We start from the raw sequence: 24,467 nt of genomic DNA on the forward strand, positions 1-24,467 counted from the left end.
GGCGCACGGCGGGCGTTTGCGCCAGGCAGCGCGCTCTGCCAGGCGTTGGCGTCATCGTTGAGGTCCGTCGCGAGCGAGCTCGCTCAGGGGCGCGTTGGGCTGCCGACGTGTAGGAAAGCGCAGCCGGCCTGGTTCAGCTGCCGCGCACTGGTAGGTTGACGTAAGTTGCAGCCTTGGGTCGGCTGCGCCGCCGCAATGTGTAGGCGCGAGCTCGCTCGCGAAAAAAGCCCAGACACCGCGCTGTGTCGGGGGGGCGCGTCATCGTTGAGGTCCATCGCGAGCAAGCTCGCGCCTACAGGGGGCGCCCGCCCTGGAAGCGGCCCGTGCCCGGCCAGCTCTTGGGGCGCGCCTTACAGCTCGCGTGCCACGCGAAAGCCCAGCCAGTCGCCGCGACGTTCGGTATGCCGGTAGTTGCGGTTGCCCGAGCGAGAGAAGATCGGCGCTTCGGTCCAGTCGTTGCCGCGGATCATCCGCACCACGCAATCGCCTGCGGTCCAGGCGCTGCCATCGTTCGGCGCGCCCACGTAGTCGTCGTTCTGGCAGTCGGCGGTCCACTCGTAGACATTGCCGTGCGTGTCGTAGAGGCCGAAGGCATTGGGCGCGTAGCTGCCGGCTGGGGCGATGTAACTGAAGCCATCTTCCGGCCCGTAAGTGTTGGCGTGCCGAGCAATGCTGTAGGGCTTGCCCTCATCGCGCGGAAACGGCTGCGGCCCGGTGCTGCCGGCGCGGCCGGCGTATTCGCGCTCGGCTTCGCTGAGCAGTCGGTAGTGCTGGCCGGTTTTTTTCGACAGCCACGCCGCGTAAGCCTCGGCCTCGCGGTAATCCATGCACACCGCGGGGTAACGCGCGGCGTCGCGGCTTTTGTATTCCTTGGTTTCGCTGTAACGCGGCACCCCGGCGATGCATTCGCGACCCGGGCGGTCGTCGCCGTCGGGCATGTGGTAACCGGTGTCGGCCAGGTAGGCCTGCCATTCACCGTTGAGCACCTGGAAGCGGCTGACGGCGAAGGCCTTGGCGAAGGTCACGGTGTGTAGCGGGCCCTCGTCGTCTTCACGGCCTTGTTCGCCCTCGGGGGTGCCCATGGTGAAACTGCCTGCCGGCAGCACGACCATCTCCGGGCAGCCCGCTTTGCAGTCATTGAACACAGCGCCGGGCTTGCTGGGCGCAGCCAGGGTCAACGGCGCCAGGGTGCAGAACAGCGCGCCAAGGGCGAGGCGGGACAGCAGGGTGGGCAGGGCGTGAGTCATGGCGTGAGGGGTTCCCGGAGCGGCTGGCGAGGAGGGGCGGGCGGGTGCCAGGCGCGGGCCTGCCACACCGCCTGCGGCGGGTGCGTTGTCTGGGAAGAACGAGCTATGAGGCGGGAGATTTAACGGGCGGTTGATGGATGCGACAGCGCCTGACACCGCTACGAGCGCGCCTGCGGCACCTTGCTCAAGGTGTCCGGCACTGCCTGGCGCAGCCGCCCGGCGACGCGTCCGCTCAGGCTCTGCAGTCGCTGCCGGCCTGGCGTGCGCGGGGCTGTTGGTCTTTGACCCAGGGCGGATGTGTAGCCACCCGCCTCAGGTGCTGCTTACAAGCCCAGCTCCGACAGCCCCGGATGGTCATCCGGCCGCCGCCCCAGCGGCCAGCGGAACTTGCGCTCGGATGCTTCGATGGGCGTGTCGTTGATGCAGGCAAAACGGCGGTGCATCAGCCCGTTTTCGGCGAACTCCCAGTTCTCGTTGCCATAGGAGCGGAACCAGTTGCCCGAATCGTCGTGCCATTCATAGGCGTAGCGCACGGCGATGCGGTTATCGGCGAAGGTCCAGAGTTCCTTGATCAGGCGGTAGTCGAGCTCCTTGTTCCACTTGCGGGTGAGGAAAGCTCTGGCTTCGTCGCGACTGGTGACGAACTCGACGCGGTTACGCCACTGCGTGTCGGCGGTGTAGGCCAGCGACACCTTGTCGGGGTCGCGGCTGTTCCAGCCGTCTTCGGCCAGGCGGACCTTCTGCGTGGCGGTCTCGAGGGTGAAGGGGGGCAGGGGTGGGCGGGTTGCGGCGGCAGGCATGGCGGACACTCCAGTGAGGTGGGTAGAACAGTGCGTTGAACACCGCTGCGGGTCACCCGACCCGCAGTGCTGAAAAAATGTTGTCAATAAGCATAGTGTGCGGTTTTCAACGCTGGTCAAAGGGCTCTTTGCACGGGTTCTGTCTGTTGAACCCGTGCTGCTTGTGTTGGGCCGACTTCGTCGACCTTCGCGGCAATAGCCGCTTCTTGGTCTGCGGAGTCTGTGGAGTCTGTGGAGTCTGTGGAGTCTGTGGAATCTGCGCGATCGAGGAGGGCGCGGCTTGCGCCGCCCAGCACACACGCAGCGAGTCACTTGAAGAACCGCAGCCATGGCCACTGGCGCTGCCTTGCCGCCCTGCGCGGCGGTCCCGGGCGCCTTGGCGGTCGCTGCGAATGGCACGCGCTCATGCCCTGCGTCACCCGCGCGACAGCGACGGCACCTCGCGCCAGGCGGCCCTCCATCCTCATGCTGTGTCTCAAAACATTTCACCCGCGAAATACACCTGAACTAACCAACCCGCAGGGCAATCATTGCTTAGGCGCAGCCAGCGCGAGCCTGATGGCCCGACACCCCCCGCCAGCCGTCAGCCCCGGGATTCCCGAATACCAAGGAGCCGCCGTGACCACCGCCACCCACCCCGACTACCGCTGCCGACCCGGCCCGCTGCACGCGATGCTGCTGGCCGGCACCGTCCCGCTGTTTCTCGGCGCGCTGCTGAGCGACATCGCCTACTACAACACCTTCCAGATCCAGTGGAGCAACTTCGCCGCCTGGCTGATCGCCGGCGGCTTGTTGTTCGCAGGCCTGGCACTGCTGTTCGCGCTGACCAACCTGATTCGTGCCGACCATAAGGCTGGCCGCCCGACCCGTTACTTCCTGCTGTTGCTGGTGACCTGGGTGCTGGGCCTGATCAACGCCTTCGAGCACGCCAAGGACGCCTACGCCGTGATGCCATCGGGCCTGATTCTCTCGGTCATCGTCGCCGTCCTGACCCTCATCACCGCCTCGCTCGGCCTGAGCAACCTGCGCACACGCACTGGAGTCGCCCGATGAAAACCCTCGGCACCCTGACCACCCTCAGTGTGGCGCTGCTGCTCAGCGCCTGCGGCAACGAAGCCGACAGCACCCTCGAGCGCGGCCCCAACCCGAAACTGCCCGAGCAGCAACGCGGCCTGCTGCCGAGCATGAAGATCGCCGAGCCCGCCGCCTGGGGCGAACAGAAACCCACCGTCCCCGACGGCTTCAGCATCACCGCCATCGCCACCGACCTGAAAATCCCCCGCCAGACCCTGGTGCTGCCCAACGGCGACATCCTCGTGGCCGAAGGCCGTGGCGGCAATGCCGCCAAGCTCAAGCCCAAGGACGTGATCGCCGGCTACATCAAGGCCCAGGGCAACACCAAAGTGAAAGGCGGCAACCGCCTGACCCTGCTGCGCGACGCCGATGGCGACGGCAAATACGAGACCCAGACCGTCTTCGCCGAAAACCTCAACGCCCCCTACGGCCTGGCCTTCCACGACGGCACGCTGTACGTCGCCAATCAGGACGCTGTGGTGCGCTTCGACTACCAGGACGGCCAGACCCAAGCCAGCGGCGCGCCCACCAAGGTGGTCGACCTGCCGTCTGCAATCAACCACCACTGGACCAAGTCCATGACCATCAGCCCCGATGGCCGCTACCTGTACGTCGGCATCGGCTCGAACAGCAACATCGGCGAGCGCGGCATGGAGGTCGAGATCGACCGCGCGATGATCTGGCAGATCGATGCTCAGACCGGCATGCACAAGCCCTACGCCACCGGCGTGCGCAACCCGACGGCGCTGAGCATCCAGCCTGAGACCGGCCAGCTGTGGGCGGTGGCGAACGAGCGTGACGAGTTGGGCCCGGACCTGGTGCCCGATTACCTGACCTCGATCCAGGAAGGGAAATTCTATGGCTGGCCGTACGCCTACTGGGGCCCGAACGCCGACAAGCGCGTGCAGCCGTTCAAGCCGGAAATGGTCGATATCGCCGTGAAGCCGGACTACAGCCTGGGTTCGCACGTGGCGGCACTGGGCGTGGACTTCTCGAACCCCGCGATGGGCGAGCAGTTTGCCAACGGCGCATTCGTGGGTGAGCACGGCAGCTGGAACCGGGATAATCCGGTGGGCTACAAAGTGATCTTCGTACCCTTTGCCAGCGGCCAGCCTGCGGGTGAGCCGGTCGATTTCGCTACCGGCTTCCGCGCGGAGGATGGCAAGACACGCGGCCGGCCCGTGGGCGTGACGGTAGACCCGAAGGGGGCCTTGATCATCGCCGATGACCTGTCGAACACGATCTGGCGGGTGACCCGTAACCGGTGACCTTTGTGCAGGGCGGGTAACCGCCCTGCACTCTCGATGTACCAACCCGCATACAGCTTCCACCTTCTTATGTGACCGCGAGTGATCGATAGACCCTGCCGATCGTGTACCTGCGCACGGGCACTAGGCTCTGTCTGAAAAGTCCTGATACTCGTCCATGCTGCGTTGAAAACCGGCTCGGAATGCTCATGTACTCCACTACACTGCGCTTCCTCGCCGGTTTTCGCCTTGCCTGGCCTTCGTCTCAGAACTTTTCAGACAGAGCCTAGCGGGACCTGCAGATAGGCGTGGCGAAAGTTGTGCTGTCGACACTCTCACTGACCGGCTGTTACAACGCTAGCGACCCTCTACGTGAAGGGCGTTGTATGTATCGCGGCGCCCAGTCGATCTGAAACCAGGACAGTAAGCCGACTTAACAGGCGGCTGGCTGTTATTGATCGATACGCATTCATGTTTGCACCGACTGCGATGTTATTGCGCTGTGGTTTGACGACTGTTGTCGAACTGTCGGGGCGAAGTTCGAGCGCACTGCCAACTGCACGTTGGCTAACCCTGTAATGGGCGGCGGGCTAAGTTGTGAAACGTTTCACAGCCTGGCGTTCCTGTACGCGCGATACTCAGCACTCGCCAACGCCCCGATGCCTCAACGCGAGCGTTTAACCCGGGTCTACAGGGCCATTGCACGCCGGGCACCTTTTTTCCGGGGCGTTGAACTTATTGATTCAACTCCGCTCTCAGGGACGTTGCCCACCAAAGCGTTTCCTGCACGCCAATCGCCGTCCTGGCGCGTGCCGTATGTGCAGGATAATTTTCACAGGGATGAGAAATGAGCGTCTGCTTCTGGCCCAGAAATGTCCTGGTCCGTCTGGGGATGTTGTGCCTATCCGTTAAACCGTCGACGCGTTCTCGTTCCGTGGCCACCGTGCTCTTGGGGTTGATCGCCAGTACCGGTGCACAGGCCGCTGACCCTCCTGTTCCGGCCCAACAGTTATTGCTCCAGCAAGACCGTGAACGGGCACTGCGCGAGCAACTTGAGCCGTCGCCGGATGTGCGTCTCGATTCACCCATGCTGTCTGGCAAAGATGCGCAACTCAACACGCGCGAGTCACCGTGCTTCAAGATTCGGCAGATCGCCCTCAATGGCGAGTTGGCTGAAGACTTTCAATGGGCATTGCGCAGCGCCGATCCCAAGGATGACCCGGCTACCGGCCAGTGCCTGGGAGCACAAGGCATCAACCTGACGATGAAGCGCATCCAGAACGCGATCATCGAGCGCGGTTACGTCACCACGCGGGTGCTGGCCCCGCCCCAGGACCTGAACAGCGGCGTGCTGCAACTCACGCTGATTCCCGGGCGTATTCATTCGATTCGCTTCGCCGAAGGCACCTCGACCCGCGCCAATGCCTGGAATGCGGTGCCGGCCAAGGCCGGTGATCTGCTCAACCTGCGCGACCTCGAACAAGCGCTGGAAAACTTCAAGCGCGTGCCCACGGCCGAAGCCGACATCCAGATCGCCGCCACCGAAGGCATGGATGCAAAACCCGGTGACAGCGACCTGGTGATTGCCTGGAAACAGGCCTTGCCCGTGCGCCTGAGCTTTTCGGTGGATGATTCGGGCACCGACGCGACCGGCAAATACCTGGGTTCGACGGCGCTCTCGCTGGACAACCTGTTGAGCCTGAACGACCTGTTCTACGCCAGTTACAACCACGACCTGGGCGGCGGTGACAAAGGCGATCGTGGCTCCAAGGGCCACACGCTGCATTACTCCGTGCCCTACGGTTACTGGCTGTTCGGCGTGACCTCGAGCGAATACGACTACCACCAGACCGTGGCCGGGGCGAACCAGAAGTACCAGTACTCAGGTGAGAGCAAGAACAACGAAATCAGCGCCTCGCGCCTGCTCTACCGCGATGCCGTGCGCAAGACCACGGTGAAGGTCAGTGGCTGGACGCGCACGTCGAACAACTACATCGAAGACACCGAAATCGAAGCGCAGCGCCGGCGCATGGCGGGCTGGGCGTTGGGCCTGAGCCATCGCGAGTTCATCGGTACGGCCACCCTCGACCTGAGCGCCGGCTATCGGCGCGGTACCGGTGCGCGCAACGCCCTCGCGGCGGCCGAAGAGGCGTCAGGCGAAGGCACCTCACGCTCGAAGATCATCAATGCCGAGGCGCAGTTCTCGGTCCCGTTCGACCTGGCCACGCAGCGCTTGCGCTACACCGCCGCCTGGCGAGCGCAGTGGAACCGCACGGCCCTGGTGCCTCAGGACCGTTTCTCCATTGGCGGGCGCTACAGCGTGCGTGGGTTCGACGGTGAAAACATTCTGTCTGCCGACCGTGGCTGGCTGGTGCGCAACGACCTTGCCCTGGCGCTGGGCAACTCCGGCCAGGAAACCTACCTGGGCGTCGATTACGGCGAGGTCGGTGGCCAGTCGAGCCGTTACCTGATTGGCGATCATCTGGCGGGGTATGTGGTGGGCTTGCGCGGTGGCTACCGGCAGGTGTCCTACGACGCCTTCGTGGGCCAGCCCATCAGCAAACCCAAAGGCTTCGAGACTGCCAATACCACGGCAGGCTTCAGCCTGACCTGGTCGATGTGAGGGCTTGCCATGCAACTCGATGACTTTGAACTGATCGCACCGGCCTTCAGTGAAGAACCCTGGAACGAAGCCCAGGCACTGGGCTCGGCGGTGTGGCTATGGATGCATTCGGCGACTCACCGCGAGATGCCCCTGCACACCCTGAACGCGCTGCTGCTGCCGGCGATCGCCAACCGGCAGTTCATCATCGCCCATGAACACGGCCGCCCGGTGTTCTACGCCGCCTGGTGCTGGTTCAGCGCCGAGGCCGAACAGCGCTACGTGCAGAACCCGGCAATCAGCCTGCCCGCGCACGACTGGAACAGTGGCGAGCGCTTATGGATTCTGGACTGGGTGGCGCCGTTCGGGCACAGCGCCCGCCTGGCGCGCCTGCTGCGACGTCACTTGTTCGCCGACACCCGGTCCTGCGCGCTGTACCACCGTGGCGACGAACGCGGGTTACGCATCAAGCATTTCCAAGGCGCTGCGGTGGCACGTGCCCAGCGCCCGACCCCAGCCATTACCAGCCATTGCTGATGCCCTGCGCATCCTGAAACAGTCCACTCCACAGGGATCGTGATGAACAAGCACCTCTACCGAATCGTTTTCAACAAAGCCCGCGGCCTGCTGATGGTCGTGGCCGAGAATGTGCGGGGCTGCACCAAAGCCTCAGGTTCCGGCAGAGGTGCCAGCCCAGCCGTCGCAAGCACGGTGGTGACCTTGCGCCCGCTGCGGTTTGCCTTGATGTCGGCATTGGGCTTGATCAGCGTGGTCTCCCCCCTGGCCTGGGCTGACATCGTGGCTGACCATGGCGCGCCACCCGGCCAGCAGCCGGTGATCATCAATGCCGCCAATGGCGTGCCGCAGGTCAACATCCAGGCGCCGAGCGCCGCGGGCGTGTCGCACAACAGCTACAGCCAGTTCGACGTCAACGCCCAAGGCGCGATCCTCAACAATGCCCGCACCAACACCCAGACGCAGTTGGGCGGCTGGGTCGAGGGTAACGCGCAGTTGGCCAACGGCACGGCGCGGGTGATCCTCAACGAAGTGAACAGCAGCAACCCCAGCCAGCTGCGCGGTTACGTGGAAGTGGCCGGCGACCGGGCCCAGGTGGTGATCGCCAACCCCTCGGGCATCGCTTGTGACGGCTGCGGTTTCATCAACGCCAACCGGGCGACCCTGACCAGCGGCAACGTGCAGATGCAGGACGGCCAATTGCAGGGCTACCGCGTCGAGGCCGGCAAGGTGGTCATTTCCGGTAAAGGGCTGGATGCCTCGCAAACCGACTACACCGATGTCATCGCCCGCTCGGTGGAGGTCAACGCCGGGCTGTGGGCCAAGGACCTGCGGGTCACCAGCGGGGCCAACCAGGTCAATGCCGACAATACCCAGGCGACGCCCATCAACGGTTCGGGCGAAACGCCCCAGGTCGCTATCGACGTCGCGCAACTGGGCGGCATGTACGCTGGCAAGATCAAGCTGGTGGGCACCGAGGCCGGCCTGGGCGTGCGCAATGCCGGGCAAATCGGTTCCAGCGCCGGTGATGTGGTGATCAACGCCGATGGCCGCCTGGGCAACAGCGGGCAGATCAGCAGTAGCCAGAACCTGCAGGTCGACAGCGCGCAGGGCATCGACAACAGCGGCTCGCTGTACAGCAAGGGCGACGCCACGCTGTCGAGCCGTGGCGACATCAACAACCAAGGGGTAGTGGCCGCGCAGCAGAACGTCAACGCGAGTGCGCGCACGGTCCAGGGGGGCCGCCAGTCGGTATGGGGCGCAGGTGTCGCGGCCGATGGCACGCTGGACGGCAATGGCGCCCTGCGCGTCAGCGCCAGCCAGGGCCTGAACCAGCAAGGCTCGGCCGTGGCGGCCGGGGATGTGCACCTGAGTGCGGACACGTTGGACCTCAAGGCCAGCCAGACCGCCGGGCGCACTGTCGCGCTGACCGCCCGCGCCGGTGACGCTGACCTGAGCGATGCGACGGTGGACGCGGCAGGCACGCTCAGCGCGTCCGCGCGCAACACCTTGACCACCGACCGCGCCAAGATCAACGCCGAAGGTGTTCAGATCAATGCCGGACGCCTGTCCAATCGCCAGGGCGAGATCGTCCAGCTGGGCAAGGACACCACGGTGATCGCAGTGGCCGATGCCCTCGACAACAGCGAGGGGCGCATCGCCAGCAATGCGACGGACGTGCGCCTGTCGGGTACGCGTCTGACCAATGCCAAAGGGCACATCGAGCATGCCGGTACCGGCAGCCTGAGCCTGCAAGGCCAGACGCTGCAGGGCGGCGCCGGCGACATCCGCAGCAACGGTGCGCTGCAGGTGGCGGTCGCCCAGGCCGTGCTGGACGGTGCGACCACCGTGGCGCGGCAGATCCAGATCGACGCCGACCAGCTGTCCAACCGCCAGGGCACCCTGCTGCAGACCGGCTCGCAGACGATGCGCATCACCACCACTGGCCTGCTCGACAACACGGGCGCGACCCTGGCCAGTGACAGCGACATCAGCCTGACAGCAGACCGTGTGCTCAATCAGGACGGTACGGTACAGGCGGCAGTGACCGGCAGCCTCGACATCACCGCCCGTACGCAACTGGACAACGACGCCGGCACGCTGTCGGCCGCCAACGGGGTGCGCCTGGCCACCGGGCAATTGCGCAATGGCCAGGGCAAGGTCACTGCCGGCGACACCTTGCAGGTGACGGGCGGGCAGTTGAACAACGACCACGGCACGCTGGTGTCCAAGGGCGCGCTGACGATCACCGGCGCTGCGCTGAGCAATCGCCAAGGCACCCTGGGCTCGGCCGACGGTTCGCTGGGCGTGACGTTGAGCCAGAGCGCTTTCGATAATGCCGCGGGGGTGGTCCAGGCCCGGCAGGGTGTGACCCTCACCAGCCTCGGCCTGAACAACACCGATGGCCTGATCAATGGCGCGACGGTGCGCCTCGATAGCGCCGGCCTGCGCCTGTCCAACCAACGCGGCGCGGTGGTCAGCAGCGACACGCTGGACCTGCGCACCGGCGAGCTGGACAACCAGGCGGGGCTGATCCAGGCCAAAGGCGCGATGACCCTCGACACCCACGGGCAGGCGCTGATCAACACGGACTCGGGCACGGCCAATGGCATTCTGGGCCAAGCCGGAGTCAGCCTCGTCACCGGGTCTCTGAACAACAGCGCCGGCTTCATCGGCAGCAAAGGCGACGTCGACGTGCAGGCCACGCAGGTCGATAACGTTGCAGGCGGCGTGCTCACCAGCGAGCAGTCCATCCTGCTCACCGGCGACGGCCTGAACAATCGGGGCGGGCAACTGCAAAGCCTCGGCGATGCGCGCCTGGACATGGGCTCTGGCCGCGTCGACAACCTCGGCGGGTTGCTGCGCGCTGGCGGCACCCTGACCGTCGCGGCCGACCAGTTGGACAACCAGAACACCCAAGGCAACAACCAGGGCGTGGAAGGGCAGTCGCTGGATCTGAAGCTGGGGCAGTTGCTCAACCGCTCGGGCGCGCTTCGCGCGGACCAGACGCTGAGCGTGCAGACCCGCGGGCAACTGGACAACAGCGCTGGGCTGATCTCGTCGAGCAAGCAAGTCACGCTGCGCGCCGATCAAGCGCTGCTCAATGGCAACGGCACGATGATCGCGGGCGACAACATCAGCCTCACCGGCGCCAGCTTGAGCGGCGATGGCAGCGTGCTGAGCTTGGGCGACATGCACCTCGACCTCGCTTCAGGCCTGGTCAACAGCGGCAGGCTGCAAGCCAACGGCGACCTGCAATTGAACCTGCAAGGCGCGCTCGATAACCGTGCCCTGATGCAGGCCGGCAAGCACTTGCAGGTCTCCAGCAACCTCATCGAAAACCGCGAAGGCGGCGAGATCAGCGCGGCGCAAGTCACTCTGAACGCCGCCGACAGCCTGACCAACCGTGGGCTGATCGACGCCCAGCTCACCCGCATCAATACTCAGGTGCTCAACAACCTGGGCACCGGCCGTGTCTACGGTGACCGGGTATCGATCGCAGCGGGGCAACTGAACAACGACGTCGAAGGCGACCGCGCCGCCGTGATCGCGGCACGTGAACGGCTCGACCTGGGCGTCGGCACCCTCGTCAACCGTGAACACGCCATGCTCTTCAGTGCCGGCGACCTGCTGATCGGCGGCGCGCTCGATGCCCAAGGCCAGGCCACGGGCCAGGCCACGCGGGTCGACAACCTCAGCGCCAACATCGAAGCCCTCGGCGCGTTGAGCCTGAACACGGCCGCGCTGCGTAACAGCAACGAGCACTTCAGCACCCACGTGGTGCAAGTGGGCAAAGAGACGCTGCAGGAGTTCCAGCACACCGGCTCGCCCAACCGCTATCGACCCGACCAGATCTCCCTGTTCAAGGACGAAGTCAGCCATCTGGTCAGCCCAGAGGGCGTGTCCGACAACTACAACCGTTACGACTTCACCCGCACCACCACCCAGACGCAGATTCTCACCTCCGACCCTGGGCAGATCCTCGCCGGCGGCTCGCTGCTGTTGACCGCCAATTCGGTGCTCAATGACAAGAGCCACATCATCGCCGGCGGCGCGCTGGTCGGTGACATCGGGCAGCTCGACAACACCGAGGTCACCGGGCAGGAGACGGTGACCGACCGCGGCACCTCGAGCCACCTGTACCGCATCCACAAGAAGGGCCGGGACAATCAAGGCACCTCGACCGCCGCCTACAACCCGGCGGCCAGCGTCACCGACATCTTCCTGCGCGCGACCCAGTACCTGGAAAACACCGCACCCATCGGCAGCGGACTGCAGGTCGCGGACCGTCAGGTCGGCAGCGTTGCGCAAGCGGCCGCTGGGGCGGGCGCCGCGTCGGTGAACCTGGGCGCCGGCCGTACGCTGGGCGCGGTGCTGGAAGTGCCGGCCTTGCAGGCGATTGCGGCGGGGGGTGTCGGCGAGTCGATCCGCACCGGCGGGGTGAACACCCAGCTCCCCAACAACAGCCTGTTCCAGATCAATCCGCAGGCCAACCCTGGCTACCTGGTGGAGAGCGATCCACGCTTCACCAGCTACCGTTCCTGGCTGTCGTCGAGCTACATGCTCGACCGTCTGCAGCTCGATCCAGGGCTTACGCTCACGCGCCTGGGGGACGGCTTCTATGAGCAGAAGCTGATCCGCGAGCAGATCGCGCAATTGACCGGTCGGCGCTTTCTGGACGGCTATGCCAACGACGAGACCCAGTACCGGGCGCTGCTGGACAGCGCACTGACCTACGCCGGCAAATGGGACCTGGTGCCCGGTGTGGCGCTGAGCTCCGAGCAGATGGCGCAATTGACCAGCGACATCGTCTGGCTGGTCAAGCAGGACGTGACCCTGGCCGATGGCAGCGTGACCCAGGCCCTGGTGCCGCAGGTGTATGTGCGCGTGCGCGACGGTGACCTGGACGGCTCCGGTGCCCTGATGGCGGGCAATGTGGTGGACCTCAAGCTGCAAGGCGATCTGGTCAACAGCGGCACGATCGCCGGGCGCAGCGTGTTGGCGATTTCCGCCGCCAATATCCAGAACCTGGGCGGACGCCTTTCCGGCGGTGATGTCGAGGTCAGGGCTGGCAATGATCTGAACAACCTCGGCGGTTTGATCGATGCCAACACGCGGCTCAATACCGTCGCTGGCCGAGACATCAACCTGGTCTCCAGCACCCGCGATACCCAGAGTGAACAGGGCAGCGCCACCGGTATTTCCCGGGTGGCCGGGCTGTTCGTCTCCGCTGCCAAGGGTGAGCTGGTGGCCAACGCCGCGCGCGACATCAACCTCAGCGCGGCGCAGATCATCAGCTCGGGCAAAGATGGCAAGACCACGCTGGTCGCTGGCAACGACATCAACCTCGATACCGTCACCCAAAGCCGCGAGCAGAGCGTGCAGTGGAATTCCAGCAACTGGCGCAAGGAGGCCAGCCGCACCGACACCGGCAGCGTGATCCAAGGCCAGGGCGATGTGCGTCTGGTCGCCGACCGCGACCTCAACGCCGTGGGCGCCAACGTCACCAGTGACCAGGGCGGCGTCACCGTGGCGACCGGGCGCGACGTCAACCTCGGCACCGGCGAGCGCTACAACTTCGTCGACGAGGCGCACAAGGTCACCGGCAGCAACAGCCTGTTCTCGAAGAAGACCACCACCACCCGAGACACCCTCGAAGAGACCCGCGCCCAGGCCACTACCCTCAGCGGCGAGACGACCTGGGTCAAAGCCGGCAACGACATCAATGTGCGCGGCAGCAACGTGGTGTCCACCAGCGGCACCACCCTGGTGGCGGGCAATGACGTGAACGTGCTGGCCGCCACCGATCAACTGCGCGAGGAGCACTTCAAGGACGTCAAGAAAAGCGGCCTGTTCAGCGGCGGCGCCATCGCCGTGACCATCGGCAGCCAACAGCGCAGCGAGAAAAACACCTCCGACGGGCAGACTGCGGCCGCCAGTACCGTGGGCGCCACCGACGGCAACGTGAACATTCTGGCCGGCGACCGCTACCAGCAGGTCGGCAGCCAGGTCTCGGCGCCCAAGGGCGATGTCGACATCGCCGCGCAGCACGTCGATATCCTCGAGGCGCGCGACCAGCAGCACGTCAGCCAGGAAACCAAGTTCAAGCAGGGTGGCCTGACCATCACCGTGACCAACCCGGTGATCGAAACCGTGCGCACCGCGCAACGCATGAAAACCGCCTCTGATCGCACCGACGATGGCCGCCTCAAGACCCTGGCGTTGGTCAACACCGCCATGGGGGTCGGCAATGGCTACATCGCCTATGACCAGGACCCGGCCATGGCCGGCGGTATCAACATCAGCATCTCGGCCGGTGGCAGCAAGCAGCAGAGCAAAAGCGAGCAGCGCGCCAACTCGGCGGCCGGTTCGTCGGTGCTGGCCGGGGGCGATGTCAACATCACCGCTGCCGGCGCGGGCAAGGACAGCAACCTGGTGGTGCAAGGCAGCCAGATCACCGCCGGGCGCGATGCCAACCTCAAGGCTGACGGCTCGATCGACCTGCTCGCCGCGCAGAACACCGTCGAGCAGCGCAGCACCGAGAAGGGCAGCAGTGGCAGCATCGGCATTGGTATCTCGCTGGGCGGCGAGCGCAATGGCCTGAGCTTCAACGCGGGGGCTTCGCAGAACCGTGGCAAGGCCAATGGCGACGACCTGGTCTGGAGCAACACCCATGTCGATGCCGGCAACCGGGTGGCGCTCGAGTCTGGCGGTGACACGCGCCTCAAAGGCGCGGTGGTCAGCGGCAAGCAAGTGACGGCCGATGTCGGCGGCGACCTGACCGTGCAAAGCTTGCAGGACGTCAGCACCTACGAGGCCAAGCAGACCAGCCTCGGCGTGGGCGTGAGCATTTGCGTGCCACCGTTCTGCATGGGCACCTCGAGCGCCTCGTTCAGCCAGAACAAGGGCGTGCAGACGTCCAACTTCCAGAGCGTGACCGAACAGAGCGGCATCCGCGCGGGCGACGAGGGCTTCGATATCCGCGTCAACGGCAATACCGACCTGGCCGCCGGCGTGATTGCCAGCAACGACAAGGCCATCGCTGACGGCAAGAACCGCCTGAGCACCGGCACCCTGACCACCTCCAACCTGCACAACAGTTCCAGCGCCAGCGCCGACAGCAGCGGGCTGACCCTGAGCACCGACTTCGTCGGGCAGGGCATGTACGGCGCGAGTAAAGCGCTGCTCAGCAATTACCTGGATGCGGGCAAAGCGTCGGATTCGTCCAAGGGCAACACCCTGAGCGCGGTGAGTGACGGCAACATTCTGATCACCGATGCCTACCGCCAGCAGCAACTGACCGGGCGTGACGGCGAGCAGACCGTGGCGAGCCTCAATCGCGACACCGCCAATGCACACACCGAGGCCGGCCGGCAGAACCTGGAGAAACTCCAGCGCACCGCCGAGGCAGAGCAGACGATCAAGAACGAGGCGTATCGGCAGGGGGTGCAGTTTACCGATGAGGCGTATCGGACCATGTTCCGCAACCCGGAAAAGATGTACGCGTTGATCCTGGATGAAAAGGGCGCGCCAAAGATGGACGATGACGGCAAACCGCAGTTCCGCGAGGTGGGTGCCGAGGAGCGCAAGCACCTACAGGCCGATGACAAGAATGTGGTCAACGTCGCGCTCAATGGCATCTTCAACGACGACAAGGCCGCCGCCAAATACGCAGCTCAGCATCGTGATCCGAACGCGACTGGGCCGCAGTACTTCATGTGGTTCCCCCAGGCCGGCAATGCCTTGTCGGAACTGCTGATCGCCGCTTACCAGAAGAACATGGACAACAGCTTCTTCGGCCTGACCAACTACACTGCCGCCACCCAGCAGCTGCTGATCGAATACGGCGCCACCGGCCTGCACCTGACCGAACACAGCCGCGGCACCATGACCGGCGGCAACGCCAGACAGGCGCTCTACAACACGCCGGGCACTGCGGGCATGCTGAGCAAGACCACCGTGAACAACTACGGCGGCGCCTTCAACGTCTACACCGCCGATGAACAGCTGGCTTACCTGCAGAACCGCGCAAGCGTCACCGACGCAGAACAGCGTGCCAACCTGGTGCTCAAGTACCAGGTGCACAACAACGATCCGGTGGGCCGTTGGTTCTTCATGGGCAACAACCCCGGCACCGGTGGCGTCATTCCCAAAGACAGCAACGTGTTCAAGGAGTTGGCCAACGTCTTCACGGGCGCCACCACCGTGCACAGCTGTTACGGCAGCGGCGCATCGGCTTGCGCGCGCTACTGGAGCAACCCCAGCATTCCCCTGCTGGTACCGGTCACCCCGCGTAAACAAGGAGATTGAGCATGCGTTACAGACTGCTCGTACTGGCCGTGTTGTTGAGCCCCCTCGTCACCGCCTGCACCGAAGATGCGTTCAAACCGCCGAAACCGGACATCGAGCAGTGGCACAAACCGGGTGCGAGCAAAGCCGATGTTCGCAACGCAATGTTCGCCTGCGGCGAACCCAATGCCGCAGGCTTCGACCAGAAGGCAACCTTGCAGGAGCGCGCGGAACGCTTCACGTGCATGAAGCGCGCAGGCTTTACCCGCCGCGATGGCTTCGACGTGTGCGCGCTACCCGACGCGCAGCCGTTGCCGGCCTGCCAGGCGAAGCCATGACGTGGCAAACCCATTCTTTAGCCAAGGAATCATCGCAATGAAAACCTCAAGGACATTCCTGTTGAAATCGGGCCTATGCGTGGCGCTGCTGTTGGGGCTGGGCGGCTGCGTGACCATGTCGGGCGTATACACCGTGACGGCCCAGGACGCCTCGGGCAAGCCGATCCCGAAACTGGGCAAGATCGTTGCCGAGGGCCGGCACATCTACACCGCGCGTAACGCCATGTGCAGCATCGCGCCCGACGCGACGGTGATCATCCGTAACGCCGATACCGGCGAAGAGCTCAAGAGCGAAAGCCCCCACCACTGCTGATCGCATCGAGGAGGGGCGTCCATGAGAGCACTGCTGATCCTCGGCCTGGCCGTGGCCGCAAGTGGCTGCGGCAACGTCTCCAACATTCGCGCGTTTTCCACCGACTATGTCGAACCCAGCGCCGGTGACACCGCACGCCTGCGCGTGGTCACCAACGGCATGGTGCGCGGCATCCCTGCCAGTGACTGCATCGACTGGCGCGTGCCCGGCGCCGGGGTGATGGCGGTGGCCAAGCCCGGCTTCGCCGACCGCAACAACGGCCGCAGCCTGGGCATGCCCACCGGCAGCTGGCGCCTGGACGAGCCGGTGGCCAGAGCCGAACTCAAGGTGCCCGCAGGCAAACCCTTCACCCTGAACTTCCTGAGCGAGGGCTACGGCTCGGCGGGCCGATCGCGCAGTTGCCGGCAGTCGTATCACTTCGTGCCCAAGGCCGGGCAGGACTATGAGGTGATCTTCTACGAGGCCGGCGGGTGTGTGGTGTTGTTGCGGCAGTTGCACACGGAGGGCTGGACAGAGGCTGGGCCGATGCAACGGGCAGGGCTGTGTCGGATGAGCGACATGCTCTAGGTTCTGTACGAAAAACCTCGATACTCGCCCATGCTGCGTTGAAAACGTCCTCGGAATGCTCATGTACTCCAGTACACTCCGCTTCCTCGGCCGTTTTCGCCTTGCCTGGCCTTCGTCTCGAGGCTTTTCGTACAGAACCTAGCACCCTGGCGGGCGCGGCGTCTCGCCCGCATACCCTCGATGCAGGCCACCAGTCCATCGAACTGAACGCCCCTTCGCTGACGCGGTTCTCAAATGGAACATCCAGTGAGTTCTGCAGGGGTTTCAGATGACCATCACCATCAACAGCTACACGACCGTGAAGAAACGCGAGCGCGTGCCGCACGAGATCTTCGCCCACTACTGGCGCGACGTGCACGGGCCCTTGTGTTCGCGCTTGCCGGGGCTGGGTCTGTACATCCAGCACCATTTCTCGCGCCACCAGGATGCGCACTTGTGGCCGCTGGCCGAGGGTGTGCTGGAGATCGAAGACTACGAGCTCGATGGCGGCGTGGAGATCGGCTTCAAGTCCGCCGACCAGCAGGCGCGCTTCAAGGAGGCCAGCCCTCTGCTGTTTTCGGACGAACAGAACATGTTCGAAGAAACGCTGGCCTACGACCTGCCACACGGCTCGCTAGGCGTGGTGAGTCGCTTGCAGGACGAGCGGCTCAATGGGCTCGACCATGCCGACCGGATTCACGTGCACCTGAGCCCGCGCCAGGGTTTGCAAGACTTGCAGGTGTATGTCCGCGACACGCTGGCGCCAGTCCTGGCGGGGGACCCGTCGGTACTGAAGGTGCAACTGCACCTGTGCGCAGCGTTCGAGAACGACGGCAATCATCCGCCGGCACCGAACGTGGCGCATACCGCGACCCAGGAACGGGCAGAACTGGTGGTGATGGAAGTGGCGTTTGGCAACCCGGTGGCGCGGCGGCGGTTTTTCCAGAGCGAGGCGTTCAAGAACACCTTGGCGGATCAGGCGCGGCACATAGGATCATTGAAAGCGTTCGCCGTGAGTGGCGTGTACAAGTACGTGGTCGACGGGGAGATGACCACGGCCGGGCTGCGTGGCAGTCGGGCGGCGGAGCTGATCGAGTATCTGGGGGCGATCAATCAGCTGGAAACTGAGGTAGAGGCGGTGTTCAAGAACGTCGAGGCTGCGCGGTAAGAGGATTCTAGGCAGAACCGGCTCGGCGCATTCCTTTTGGAGATGAGACAGGCCTGATCGCCAAAAAAATCTGGAAAGGCAAGTATTCCGAGGGCCTCGGACCGCCTCTTGTCACCCTCAGCGCTCCTTCCAAGTCAGTCCTCGACATGAGCGGGTGTTCCAGCTTTTTTGCGAGCGACCGGGCTCAAGAAGGAGAAGGCTCGAATGCTTTCCAGTCGCTTCTGGTGGCAGCCACCAACGTATCCCAGTCATCGGGAGGGTTGCCCCGGCCAAGCATTTTCTCGAACACGGCATAGGGATCGGATTTGCTGCCTGCCGACCTCAGGGTGTTTTCGTCATTGACCCATGCGTAGACAATCACCCTGGATTTCGAGTCGTAGCGAAAGAACAAGCGGAATCGCCTGCCGATCTTTGCCCGTCGCCAATGGCGGAAGGCTACTCCCAATGTGTTGCCCTGGCGGAACTCGTCGCGTGCCGGATCCTCTGGCACCCCGTTCAGAATCAACTGGCTCAGGGCTCGAAACAGTTTGACGTTGGCATTGCTTTCGAAGCGTTGCGGGTCATTTTTTTCGGCCCTTGCGGCAGCGTCTTGCAGCTTGCGCAACTGTGCGATCACACCCTCATGGAACAACAGTGTCCAGCCGTGCCGCTGCATCAGAGTGCAACCTCACCGTCGATCTCGTCATCCAGATTTACATCGCAGCCTGCGCTGGCGAGCATGCTGTACGCCAGATCCTCGGGTAACGCGCAGAGGTTTCGCCCGCTGCGGATGTCTGCCTCCAGCAAACCCAGAAATGCACCGATGGCAGGGTCTTGGTGAATGGCTTCCACCCGGCTGACCACCACTTCACCGTCGCGCACATCAAATGCGATCTTGCTACCGGTATCGAGGCCCAGTCGCTGGCGAACGGATTTAGGAAGGGTAATTTGGCCTTTTGATGTCAAGGTGGCGATGTCGTAGATGGCAGGCATGAGCATTCTCCCGGATAGGCTCAATGGATGGTAAGGAAATATCCTTACATGATCAATCCTTGATCGTTCTGACGAGCACAGGCATGGGCCGCAAGGTCAGGCGTGCACCAGGATCGGTGTACCAGTCCTGGGGCCTGGTGATGAGCTATGAGAGGGATGGAAGTGGTAGTGCGGCTGGCGTATCTGCTCTGAGACCGACGTTCCAGCCGCCGCAGGTGAGCGTGAGGAGGGTCACCGCGTGGCGACCATCCAATCGCTCCTCAGCAGGTTCTAGTCACGGTCAGGACCACCGCAGCAATGCGTTCAGCGCAGGCGTAAGTGTCGGACTCCAGCTCTTCGCCAAACACGTCCGGATCGACTTCGCGGTACGACCACGTGAACCCGGGCTTGTCGACCAAGGGTTGGGCGCTTTCGAAGAACAGATCGGTGCCGTCCACCCAAGGCGTGCCGGTGTAGAGGAGGAGGGTGCCACCGGGCGTCAAACGGTCCAGCGCCTGCTCGACGATGCGCACGGCAAGCTCGGACCCCAGCCGATCACCACCGTGACGGTAAGCGCGCTTTTGCGTGTCCTGCATGTACGGCGGGTTGGCCACGATCAGGTCGAACTCGCCCGACGCGCCGCTCAACAGATCGCTGTACCGAGCCGACACGTTGTCGACCTGCGCCAAGGCCGCGTTCACGGCGGTGAAGCGCAACGCCGTCGGGTTGATGTCCAGTGCCTGCACCTGCGCCTGGGGCCTGGCATGAGCAATCAAGATGGCACCCGCACCGCTGCCGCAGCCGATGTCCGCCGCCGTGCGCACAGGATGGGTGGCGGTGCGCAAGTGCGCTTCGATGGCCTGGGCGAACCGGTAGGTGTCGGGGCCGAAGAAGACCGAATCGCGTGCGGTGGTCGGGAAGCCCGAATGGACGAAGAGCAGCTCGCCCAGGCTCGAATAGCGCACGGAGCTGATCCAGTGACCGCCCTGCGCGTGGATGACCTCGCTTTCGCGCAGCGCCTGAGCCTCTACGCCGGGCAGCACGTGTGTTTCGAACGGGCGGTTCCAACCGAAGACATCCCGCAGGTCGCGCGCTTCACGGTTGTGTGCTCTTTGGTTGTTGCGCTGATGGGTCAACGGCGTGACGGTCATGAACCGGTAGTGGTCCGCCAACAGCTTCCTGCCCATCCGGAGCAGTGCCTGGTCGTGGGTGTTCGCATCGAGCACGACCGTGTCATCCAGGACAGGCTGGGTTGAAGACTGACTCATACCGTCAACGATCCTTCCGCCAGTTTACGGGCATACACACGGGTGGCGCTCAACCCTTCAGGGGTCGCATGGTGCGCGGGCGACAACAAGTCGATCAGTGCGTCCGTCGCCACGGCCGTGCGGGACGATGCGGCCGTGGACGCTGCATCGGCCGACAGGCGACGGCGGAATTGCGCACGGAAGGGGTTCTGCCGTCTGGCCGAGTGCTCATCGAGCCAATCCCCTGCGATCCAGTCGCGCAGCAGCTGCATTTCATAGCCGTTGAACACACCGAACATGGGTGCGCCCGGCCCGTCCATCAATTGCCAGAAGCGGCTGTCGGCTGGGTCCTGGTCATGTTTGATCCAGCCCTTGTTCTCCAACACCGTGAGGAATTCGCGGCAGCGCCCAGGCTCCGACAGCCACTCGTTGACCGTGCGCCCGTCGAGGCGGCAGTAGTCGGAATGCAGGTGCTGGCCGAAGGCGCGCTTGCGCTCGAGCATGGCGACCACTTCCTGCTCCAGGTCGAAACCGGAAATCACGGCTTTGGTGCCTTTGCCCAATTCGTTGAGCAAATAGCCTGCGCGCATTCTGGCGATGAACGCTTCGCGGGTGGCGTCGGTAGGCAGCAGGTCCAGCACGGTGTCCACCGCCTTGCGGGCATGGCCGGTGCTGGCGTTGTCGATGGTCACGTGGAGGGTGAAGTAATAAGGGTCGATGCCCAGTTCGTTGAGTTCGAACGAAGAAATGAGCAAGTGCAGCGGCAGTTGCTCGTAACCCAGGTTGTAGCCCAGCAGTTCGGGCAGGTATTCGTCACCCAGGTGACCGAGCGCCAGCTGAATGGCGCCTTGCACGTACAGCGCGTCTTCGAGCACTTCGGTCGGCGCGCAATCGTGGTCGGCCAGCAATTTGCGGTAAAGCACGACATGGTTGAGGCCGGGGTCGCCGTCGCCCAACTCTTCCAGGTAGGTGCGGATCAGGTTGTGGTAGCGCCAATCGTTGGCGTGGGACAACGCGTTGTACAGCCAGGCGCCGTCGACCAGCTTGGTCGGCGCCACGTGCTGCAGGAAATACAGGGCATGGGCTTTGCTGCCGAAGTAGGCCCGACCGTTGCCAGCGCGCCGGCCATCGAGGTATTGGCGGTAGGCGCAGGCAACGTCGTTGCCGTTGTCTTCGATCCAGGTCGGCAGGTCGTCAAGGTTTTCGGGTAGGCCGTCGACTTCGTCGCCGAGTCGACTGGCGTGCGCCAGTTGCGCGTCGAGAAACCCGCGCACCGGGGTCAGGTCGGTGTCATGCGGGTGGCGCAACAGGGCGTGGTAAACCGAAACGGGGGTAGAGGCTTCCGGCGGCGGGGTGGCAGTCAGGCGTTGGGCGAGATTTCGCAGGGAAGTCATACGAGGGCCTACACGGTTTTATGGTTTCTAAATGGGAGGGAGGCCTGGCCGGATAAATTCCATGGGGTTTGGGTCGGGCTGACGGGTGGCGGCGGGCTTGTCGAACGCCGTTGCTGCCCCTGCTGCTGATCGGCAGGTATGCTGCCGGCACGCCGGAATCGCACGGTCACGGACGACGGCTTCACTCATAAGGAAATCCATGCGGGCGAAAATTCTGCTATTGGCGCTGTCGTTGTCGTTGAGCGGTTGTTTCAGCACCCTGGGGCATTTGAGCGGGGAGCGCTGCGTGTATCACGGCACGCGCATGTCCTGGGTTTGGGCGAACGATCCCAGTTTGTCGAAAAACTGGCCCTTGCTGATCGATACGCCTTTTTCGGCTGCGCTGGATACGGTGCTGCTGCCTTACGACCTGACGGCGTTCTTGCCGGAAGGCATGGGCGGCGACCACAAGGCGTGCGAGATCAGGCCATTGAGAATCATGTGACGGCTCGCCAGCCAGAGCGAACGGCTTCTTCGTCGTTCACTTAAACGCTTCAGGCCACTATTGCGTGGCCAGCGACTCGCCATCGCGACACCCCGCCCACAGCTGCAGCAACAGCCCCTGGCCACCGACGTCCTTAGCCTCCAAAACACCGGTGCCCTTGGTTTCGCCCAGGCGAAATCCGGGCGCTGTGCGCGCACCCAAGACATCGTCATACGCGGGTCATGAATCGGACGGAAGGCAGATCGTTTGTCTAAAGTTGTTACAAACAGGGCTGATAACCCCTATGTCATTTCTACCCGCTGCACCGTTCAAGGATCGAACTCATGACCCAGCGTCAATCCAGCCATATGGCTTCTTCCGGTCTTCCACCTCTTCGTTGGTTCGCGTTCATCCCGGTCGTACCGGCCGTGATCTGGATACTCGTGCAGTCGACCTCGATGGCCAACCTGCTGGCCTGCGCGGCACTGGTAGCGATCGGCCTGGGGGCCTGTGCCTGGAGCGCGGTTTCGCAGCGCCACGCACTGCAACGCGCGGTTGCGCAGGCGCAAGCGGCCCAGGCGAGTGCGCACGCGCACCACGGCACGGCCTCCCGGGCATCGCTCGACGAGGTCTTGCTCGGCGCCATGCCCATCTGGGCCAAGCAGGTGGAAAGCTCGCGCCATCAGACCGAAGAAGCCATCGTCAGCCTGGCGAACCGCTTCACCGGAATCGCCACCCGCTTGCAGGAAACGGTGCAAGCGTCGCAACACGCGGCCGGCGAACTGGACGGGCAGGCCGCCGACGGCGCGCTCGACGTGCTGGCGCGCAGCGACAGCGAGTTGAGCCAGGTGATCGATTCGCTCAAGGCCACGCAAACCAGCCGTGACCAGACCCTGGCCCAGGTACGCAGCCTGACCGCCTATACAGGCGAGCTGCGCACCATGGCCGCCGATGTGGCCGCCATTGCCGCGCAAACCAACCTGCTGGCCCTCAACGCGGCCATCGAAGCGGCGCGTGCCGGCGAGGCCGGCCGCGGTTTCGCGGTGGTGGCCGATGCCGTGCGCAGCCTGTCGAGCAAATCCAGCGAAACGGGCCAGCAGATGTCGGCCAAGGTCGACATCATCAACAACGCCATCACCCAGCTGGTGCAGGCCGCCTCCAGCAGCGCCGACCAGGACAGCCATTCGGTGAGCGAGTCCGAACAGACCATCGAAGTGGTGCTCGCCCGCTTCCAGAACATTACCGGCCGCCTGGCCGACTCCGCCGACCTGCTCAAGCAGGAAAGCCACGGCATCCGCGACGAGATGACCGAGGTCTTGGTCAACCTGCAATTCCAGGACCGGGTCAGCCAGATCCTCAGCCACGTGCGCGACAACATGCACGCCCTGCACGACCACCTCGTGCAGGCCAAGCAGGCTCCGGACCAGCCGTTGGCCATCGACGCCCGGCAATGGCTGGCGCGCATGGAAACCACCTACGCCACCGAGGAGCAACGGCGCCTCCACCATGGCGAGGCGGCCGTGCAACAGCATTCCCAAGACATCACTTTCTTCTAAGGAGCCCAGCATGGCGAAGACTGTATTAGTGGTCGACGACTCCAGCAGCGTACGGCAAGTGGTCGGCATCGCGCTGAAAAGCGCCGGTTACGACGTGATCGAGGCCGGCGACGGCAAGGATGCCCTGAACAAGCTGACCGGGCAGAAAGTGCACCTGATCATCAGTGACGTGAACATGCCCAACATGGACGGCATCACCTTCGTCAAGGAGGTCAAGAAGCTGGCCAGCTACAAGTTCACGCCGATCATCATGCTGACCACCGAATCCCAGGCATCGAAGAAGGCCGAAGGTCAGGCTGCGGGGGCCAAGGCGTGGGTGGTCAAACCGTTCCAGCCGGCGCAGATGCTCGCGGCCGTCTCGAAATTGATCCTGCCCTGATACCCGGCGCCAGGGAGGCCGACATGCCGATCACCCTCGAAATTCTCGATGACACTGCCCAGGTGGGCATCGACGGCGAACTCACGATCTACACCGTCGCCGAACTGGCGGGCGCGTTGTTGCCGCAGATGGGCGCGGCGCCGCGCCTGGCATTGGACCTGTCCCAGGTCACGGAAATGGACGGTGCCGGCTTGCAGTGGCTGGCCGTCGTCCAGCGTGAAGCCGACATTGCCGGCACCGCCTTGCAGGTGACCGGCCAGAGCCAGGCGGTCATGCAGGCGTTCCAACTGTGTCGCAGTGCCGCGCTTTAGTCGGCGCTGCTCCGTTCATTGCTCGA

19 protein-coding genes are annotated in these 24,467 nt (G+C 64.2%); 13 read left to right on the forward strand and 6 right to left on the reverse strand.

Annotated features, from left to right (window positions below):
• Nucleotides 1-350: 350 nt before the first annotated feature.
• Together SJI00_RS16275 and SJI00_RS16280 are read right to left on the reverse strand one after the other, a co-directional pair.
• Nucleotides 351-1,247 carry a formylglycine-generating enzyme family protein gene (locus SJI00_RS16275; protein ID WP_322462736.1) on the reverse strand — a complete coding sequence of 299 codons (897 nt, stop codon included), beginning with the start codon at nucleotides 1,245-1,247 and terminating at the stop codon, nucleotides 351-353.
• A 323-nt stretch (nucleotides 1,248-1,570) separates the two neighbouring features.
• Complete coding sequence (locus SJI00_RS16280) at nucleotides 1,571-2,047, reverse strand: nuclear transport factor 2 family protein (protein ID WP_322462737.1); 477 nt, start codon at nucleotides 2,045-2,047, stop codon at nucleotides 1,571-1,573.
• Nucleotides 2,048-2,665: 618 nt separating this feature from the next.
• Here SJI00_RS16280 and SJI00_RS16285 point away from each other — a divergent pair.
• The 9 genes from SJI00_RS16285 (at nucleotide 2,666) to SJI00_RS16325 (ending at nucleotide 18,140) form a co-directional block, all read left to right on the forward strand.
• On the forward strand, nucleotides 2,666-3,100 hold the full coding sequence (locus SJI00_RS16285) for a DUF2231 domain-containing protein (protein ID WP_322462738.1): 435 nt from the start codon (nucleotides 2,666-2,668) through the stop codon (nucleotides 3,098-3,100).
• Nucleotides 3,097-4,389, forward strand: coding sequence for a PQQ-dependent sugar dehydrogenase (locus SJI00_RS16290; RefSeq protein WP_322462739.1), 1,293 nt, complete (start codon nucleotides 3,097-3,099; stop codon nucleotides 4,387-4,389). Before SJI00_RS16285 ends, SJI00_RS16290 begins: the two co-directional genes overlap by 4 nt.
• Before the next feature lie 913 nt (nucleotides 4,390-5,302).
• Nucleotides 5,303-6,991 (forward strand): ShlB/FhaC/HecB family hemolysin secretion/activation protein, encoded by a 1,689-nt coding sequence (locus tag SJI00_RS16295; RefSeq protein WP_322462740.1) that lies wholly within the window; start codon nucleotides 5,303-5,305, stop codon nucleotides 6,989-6,991.
• A gap of 9 nt (nucleotides 6,992-7,000) precedes the next feature.
• Entirely contained in the window at nucleotides 7,001-7,507 is a 507-nt protein-coding gene (locus SJI00_RS16300; protein ID WP_322462741.1) for a toxin-activating lysine-acyltransferase, read from the forward strand.
• Nucleotides 7,508-7,549: 42 nt separating this feature from the next.
• On the forward strand, nucleotides 7,550-15,796 hold the full coding sequence (locus SJI00_RS16305) for a two-partner secretion domain-containing protein (protein WP_322462742.1): 8,247 nt from the start codon (nucleotides 7,550-7,552) through the stop codon (nucleotides 15,794-15,796).
• A 2-nt stretch (nucleotides 15,797-15,798) separates the two neighbouring features.
• Nucleotides 15,799-16,113 carry a hypothetical protein gene (locus tag SJI00_RS16310; RefSeq protein ID WP_313740604.1) on the forward strand — a complete coding sequence of 105 codons (315 nt, stop codon included), beginning with the start codon at nucleotides 15,799-15,801 and terminating at the stop codon, nucleotides 16,111-16,113.
• Between the two features lie 37 nt (nucleotides 16,114-16,150).
• Nucleotides 16,151-16,426 (forward strand): hypothetical protein, encoded by a 276-nt coding sequence (locus SJI00_RS16315; protein ID WP_322462743.1) that lies wholly within the window; start codon nucleotides 16,151-16,153, stop codon nucleotides 16,424-16,426.
• A gap of 21 nt (nucleotides 16,427-16,447) precedes the next feature.
• On the forward strand, nucleotides 16,448-16,993 hold the full coding sequence (locus tag SJI00_RS16320) for a hypothetical protein (protein WP_322462744.1): 546 nt from the start codon (nucleotides 16,448-16,450) through the stop codon (nucleotides 16,991-16,993).
• Nucleotides 16,994-17,261: 268 nt separating this feature from the next.
• Nucleotides 17,262-18,140 carry an EthD domain-containing protein gene (locus SJI00_RS16325; protein ID WP_322462745.1) on the forward strand — a complete coding sequence of 293 codons (879 nt, stop codon included), beginning with the start codon at nucleotides 17,262-17,264 and terminating at the stop codon, nucleotides 18,138-18,140.
• A 184-nt stretch (nucleotides 18,141-18,324) separates the two neighbouring features.
• Here SJI00_RS16325 and SJI00_RS16330 read toward each other — a convergent pair whose 3' ends face one another.
• The 4 genes from SJI00_RS16330 to SJI00_RS16345 form a co-directional block, all read right to left on the reverse strand.
• Entirely contained in the window at nucleotides 18,325-18,795 is a 471-nt protein-coding gene (locus SJI00_RS16330; RefSeq protein WP_322462746.1) for a type II toxin-antitoxin system YhaV family toxin, read from the reverse strand.
• Nucleotides 18,795-19,112 (reverse strand): type II toxin-antitoxin system PrlF family antitoxin, encoded by a 318-nt coding sequence (locus SJI00_RS16335; protein ID WP_322462747.1) that lies wholly within the window; start codon nucleotides 19,110-19,112, stop codon nucleotides 18,795-18,797. The genes SJI00_RS16330 and SJI00_RS16335 overlap by 1 nt, the downstream gene beginning before the upstream one ends.
• A gap of 260 nt (nucleotides 19,113-19,372) precedes the next feature.
• Nucleotides 19,373-20,278, reverse strand: coding sequence for a methyltransferase (locus SJI00_RS16340; protein ID WP_416221058.1), 906 nt, complete (start codon nucleotides 20,276-20,278; stop codon nucleotides 19,373-19,375).
• 77 nt (nucleotides 20,279-20,355) lie between these two features.
• Nucleotides 20,356-21,732: an iron-containing redox enzyme family protein gene (locus tag SJI00_RS16345; protein ID WP_322462749.1), complete on the reverse strand. Its 1,377-nt coding sequence runs from the start codon at nucleotides 21,730-21,732 to the stop codon at nucleotides 20,356-20,358.
• A 199-nt stretch (nucleotides 21,733-21,931) separates the two neighbouring features.
• On the opposite strand from SJI00_RS16345, the gene SJI00_RS16350 reads away from it, so the two are divergent.
• From SJI00_RS16350 to SJI00_RS16365, 4 genes are all read left to right on the forward strand, one after another.
• Entirely contained in the window at nucleotides 21,932-22,216 is a 285-nt protein-coding gene (locus tag SJI00_RS16350) for a YceK/YidQ family lipoprotein (RefSeq protein WP_322462750.1), read from the forward strand.
• A 623-nt stretch (nucleotides 22,217-22,839) separates the two neighbouring features.
• Complete coding sequence (locus SJI00_RS16355; RefSeq protein ID WP_416221059.1) at nucleotides 22,840-23,751, forward strand: methyl-accepting chemotaxis protein; 912 nt, start codon at nucleotides 22,840-22,842, stop codon at nucleotides 23,749-23,751.
• Nucleotides 23,752-23,761: 10 nt separating this feature from the next.
• Nucleotides 23,762-24,130, forward strand: a complete 369-nt coding sequence (locus SJI00_RS16360) for a response regulator (protein WP_322462752.1) — start codon at nucleotides 23,762-23,764, stop codon at nucleotides 24,128-24,130.
• Nucleotides 24,131-24,153: 23 nt separating this feature from the next.
• Nucleotides 24,154-24,441 carry an STAS domain-containing protein gene (locus SJI00_RS16365; RefSeq protein ID WP_322462753.1) on the forward strand — a complete coding sequence of 96 codons (288 nt, stop codon included), beginning with the start codon at nucleotides 24,154-24,156 and terminating at the stop codon, nucleotides 24,439-24,441.
• Nucleotides 24,442-24,467: the final 26 nt, after the last annotated feature.

The organism is Pseudomonas gebzensis, from assembly GCF_034427815.1.
In the GTDB taxonomy this organism is placed as follows: Bacteria; Pseudomonadota; Gammaproteobacteria; order Pseudomonadales; family Pseudomonadaceae; genus Aquipseudomonas.

Bases quoted from the DNA above. Each gene is read 5' to 3' on its own strand.
- SJI00_RS16275 (WP_322462736.1), bottom strand. From the start codon at position 1,247: ATGACTCACGCCCTGCCCACCCTGCTGTCCCGCCTCGCCCTTGGCGCG.
- SJI00_RS16280 (WP_322462737.1), bottom strand. From the start codon at position 2,047: ATGCCTGCCGCCGCAACCCGCCCACCCCTGCCCCCCTTCACCCTCGAG.
- SJI00_RS16290 (WP_322462739.1), top strand. From the start codon at position 3,097: ATGAAAACCCTCGGCACCCTGACCACCCTCAGTGTGGCGCTGCTGCTC.
- SJI00_RS16300 (WP_322462741.1), top strand. From the start codon at position 7,001: ATGCAACTCGATGACTTTGAACTGATCGCACCGGCCTTCAGTGAAGAA.
- SJI00_RS16305 (WP_322462742.1), top strand. From the start codon at position 7,550: ATGAACAAGCACCTCTACCGAATCGTTTTCAACAAAGCCCGCGGCCTG.
- SJI00_RS16310 (WP_313740604.1), top strand. From the start codon at position 15,799: ATGCGTTACAGACTGCTCGTACTGGCCGTGTTGTTGAGCCCCCTCGTC.
- SJI00_RS16315 (WP_322462743.1), top strand. From the start codon at position 16,151: ATGAAAACCTCAAGGACATTCCTGTTGAAATCGGGCCTATGCGTGGCG.
- SJI00_RS16320 (WP_322462744.1), top strand. From the start codon at position 16,448: ATGAGAGCACTGCTGATCCTCGGCCTGGCCGTGGCCGCAAGTGGCTGC.
- SJI00_RS16325 (WP_322462745.1), top strand. From the start codon at position 17,262: ATGACCATCACCATCAACAGCTACACGACCGTGAAGAAACGCGAGCGC.
- SJI00_RS16330 (WP_322462746.1), bottom strand. From the start codon at position 18,795: ATGCAGCGGCACGGCTGGACACTGTTGTTCCATGAGGGTGTGATCGCA.
- SJI00_RS16335 (WP_322462747.1), bottom strand. From the start codon at position 19,112: ATGCCTGCCATCTACGACATCGCCACCTTGACATCAAAAGGCCAAATT.
- SJI00_RS16340 (WP_416221058.1), bottom strand. From the start codon at position 20,278: ATGGGCAGGAAGCTGTTGGCGGACCACTACCGGTTCATGACCGTCACG.
- SJI00_RS16345 (WP_322462749.1), bottom strand. From the start codon at position 21,732: ATGACTTCCCTGCGAAATCTCGCCCAACGCCTGACTGCCACCCCGCCG.
- SJI00_RS16350 (WP_322462750.1), top strand. From the start codon at position 21,932: ATGCGGGCGAAAATTCTGCTATTGGCGCTGTCGTTGTCGTTGAGCGGT.
- SJI00_RS16355 (WP_416221059.1), top strand. From the start codon at position 22,840: ATGCCCATCTGGGCCAAGCAGGTGGAAAGCTCGCGCCATCAGACCGAA.
- SJI00_RS16360 (WP_322462752.1), top strand. From the start codon at position 23,762: ATGGCGAAGACTGTATTAGTGGTCGACGACTCCAGCAGCGTACGGCAA.
- SJI00_RS16365 (WP_322462753.1), top strand. From the start codon at position 24,154: ATGCCGATCACCCTCGAAATTCTCGATGACACTGCCCAGGTGGGCATC.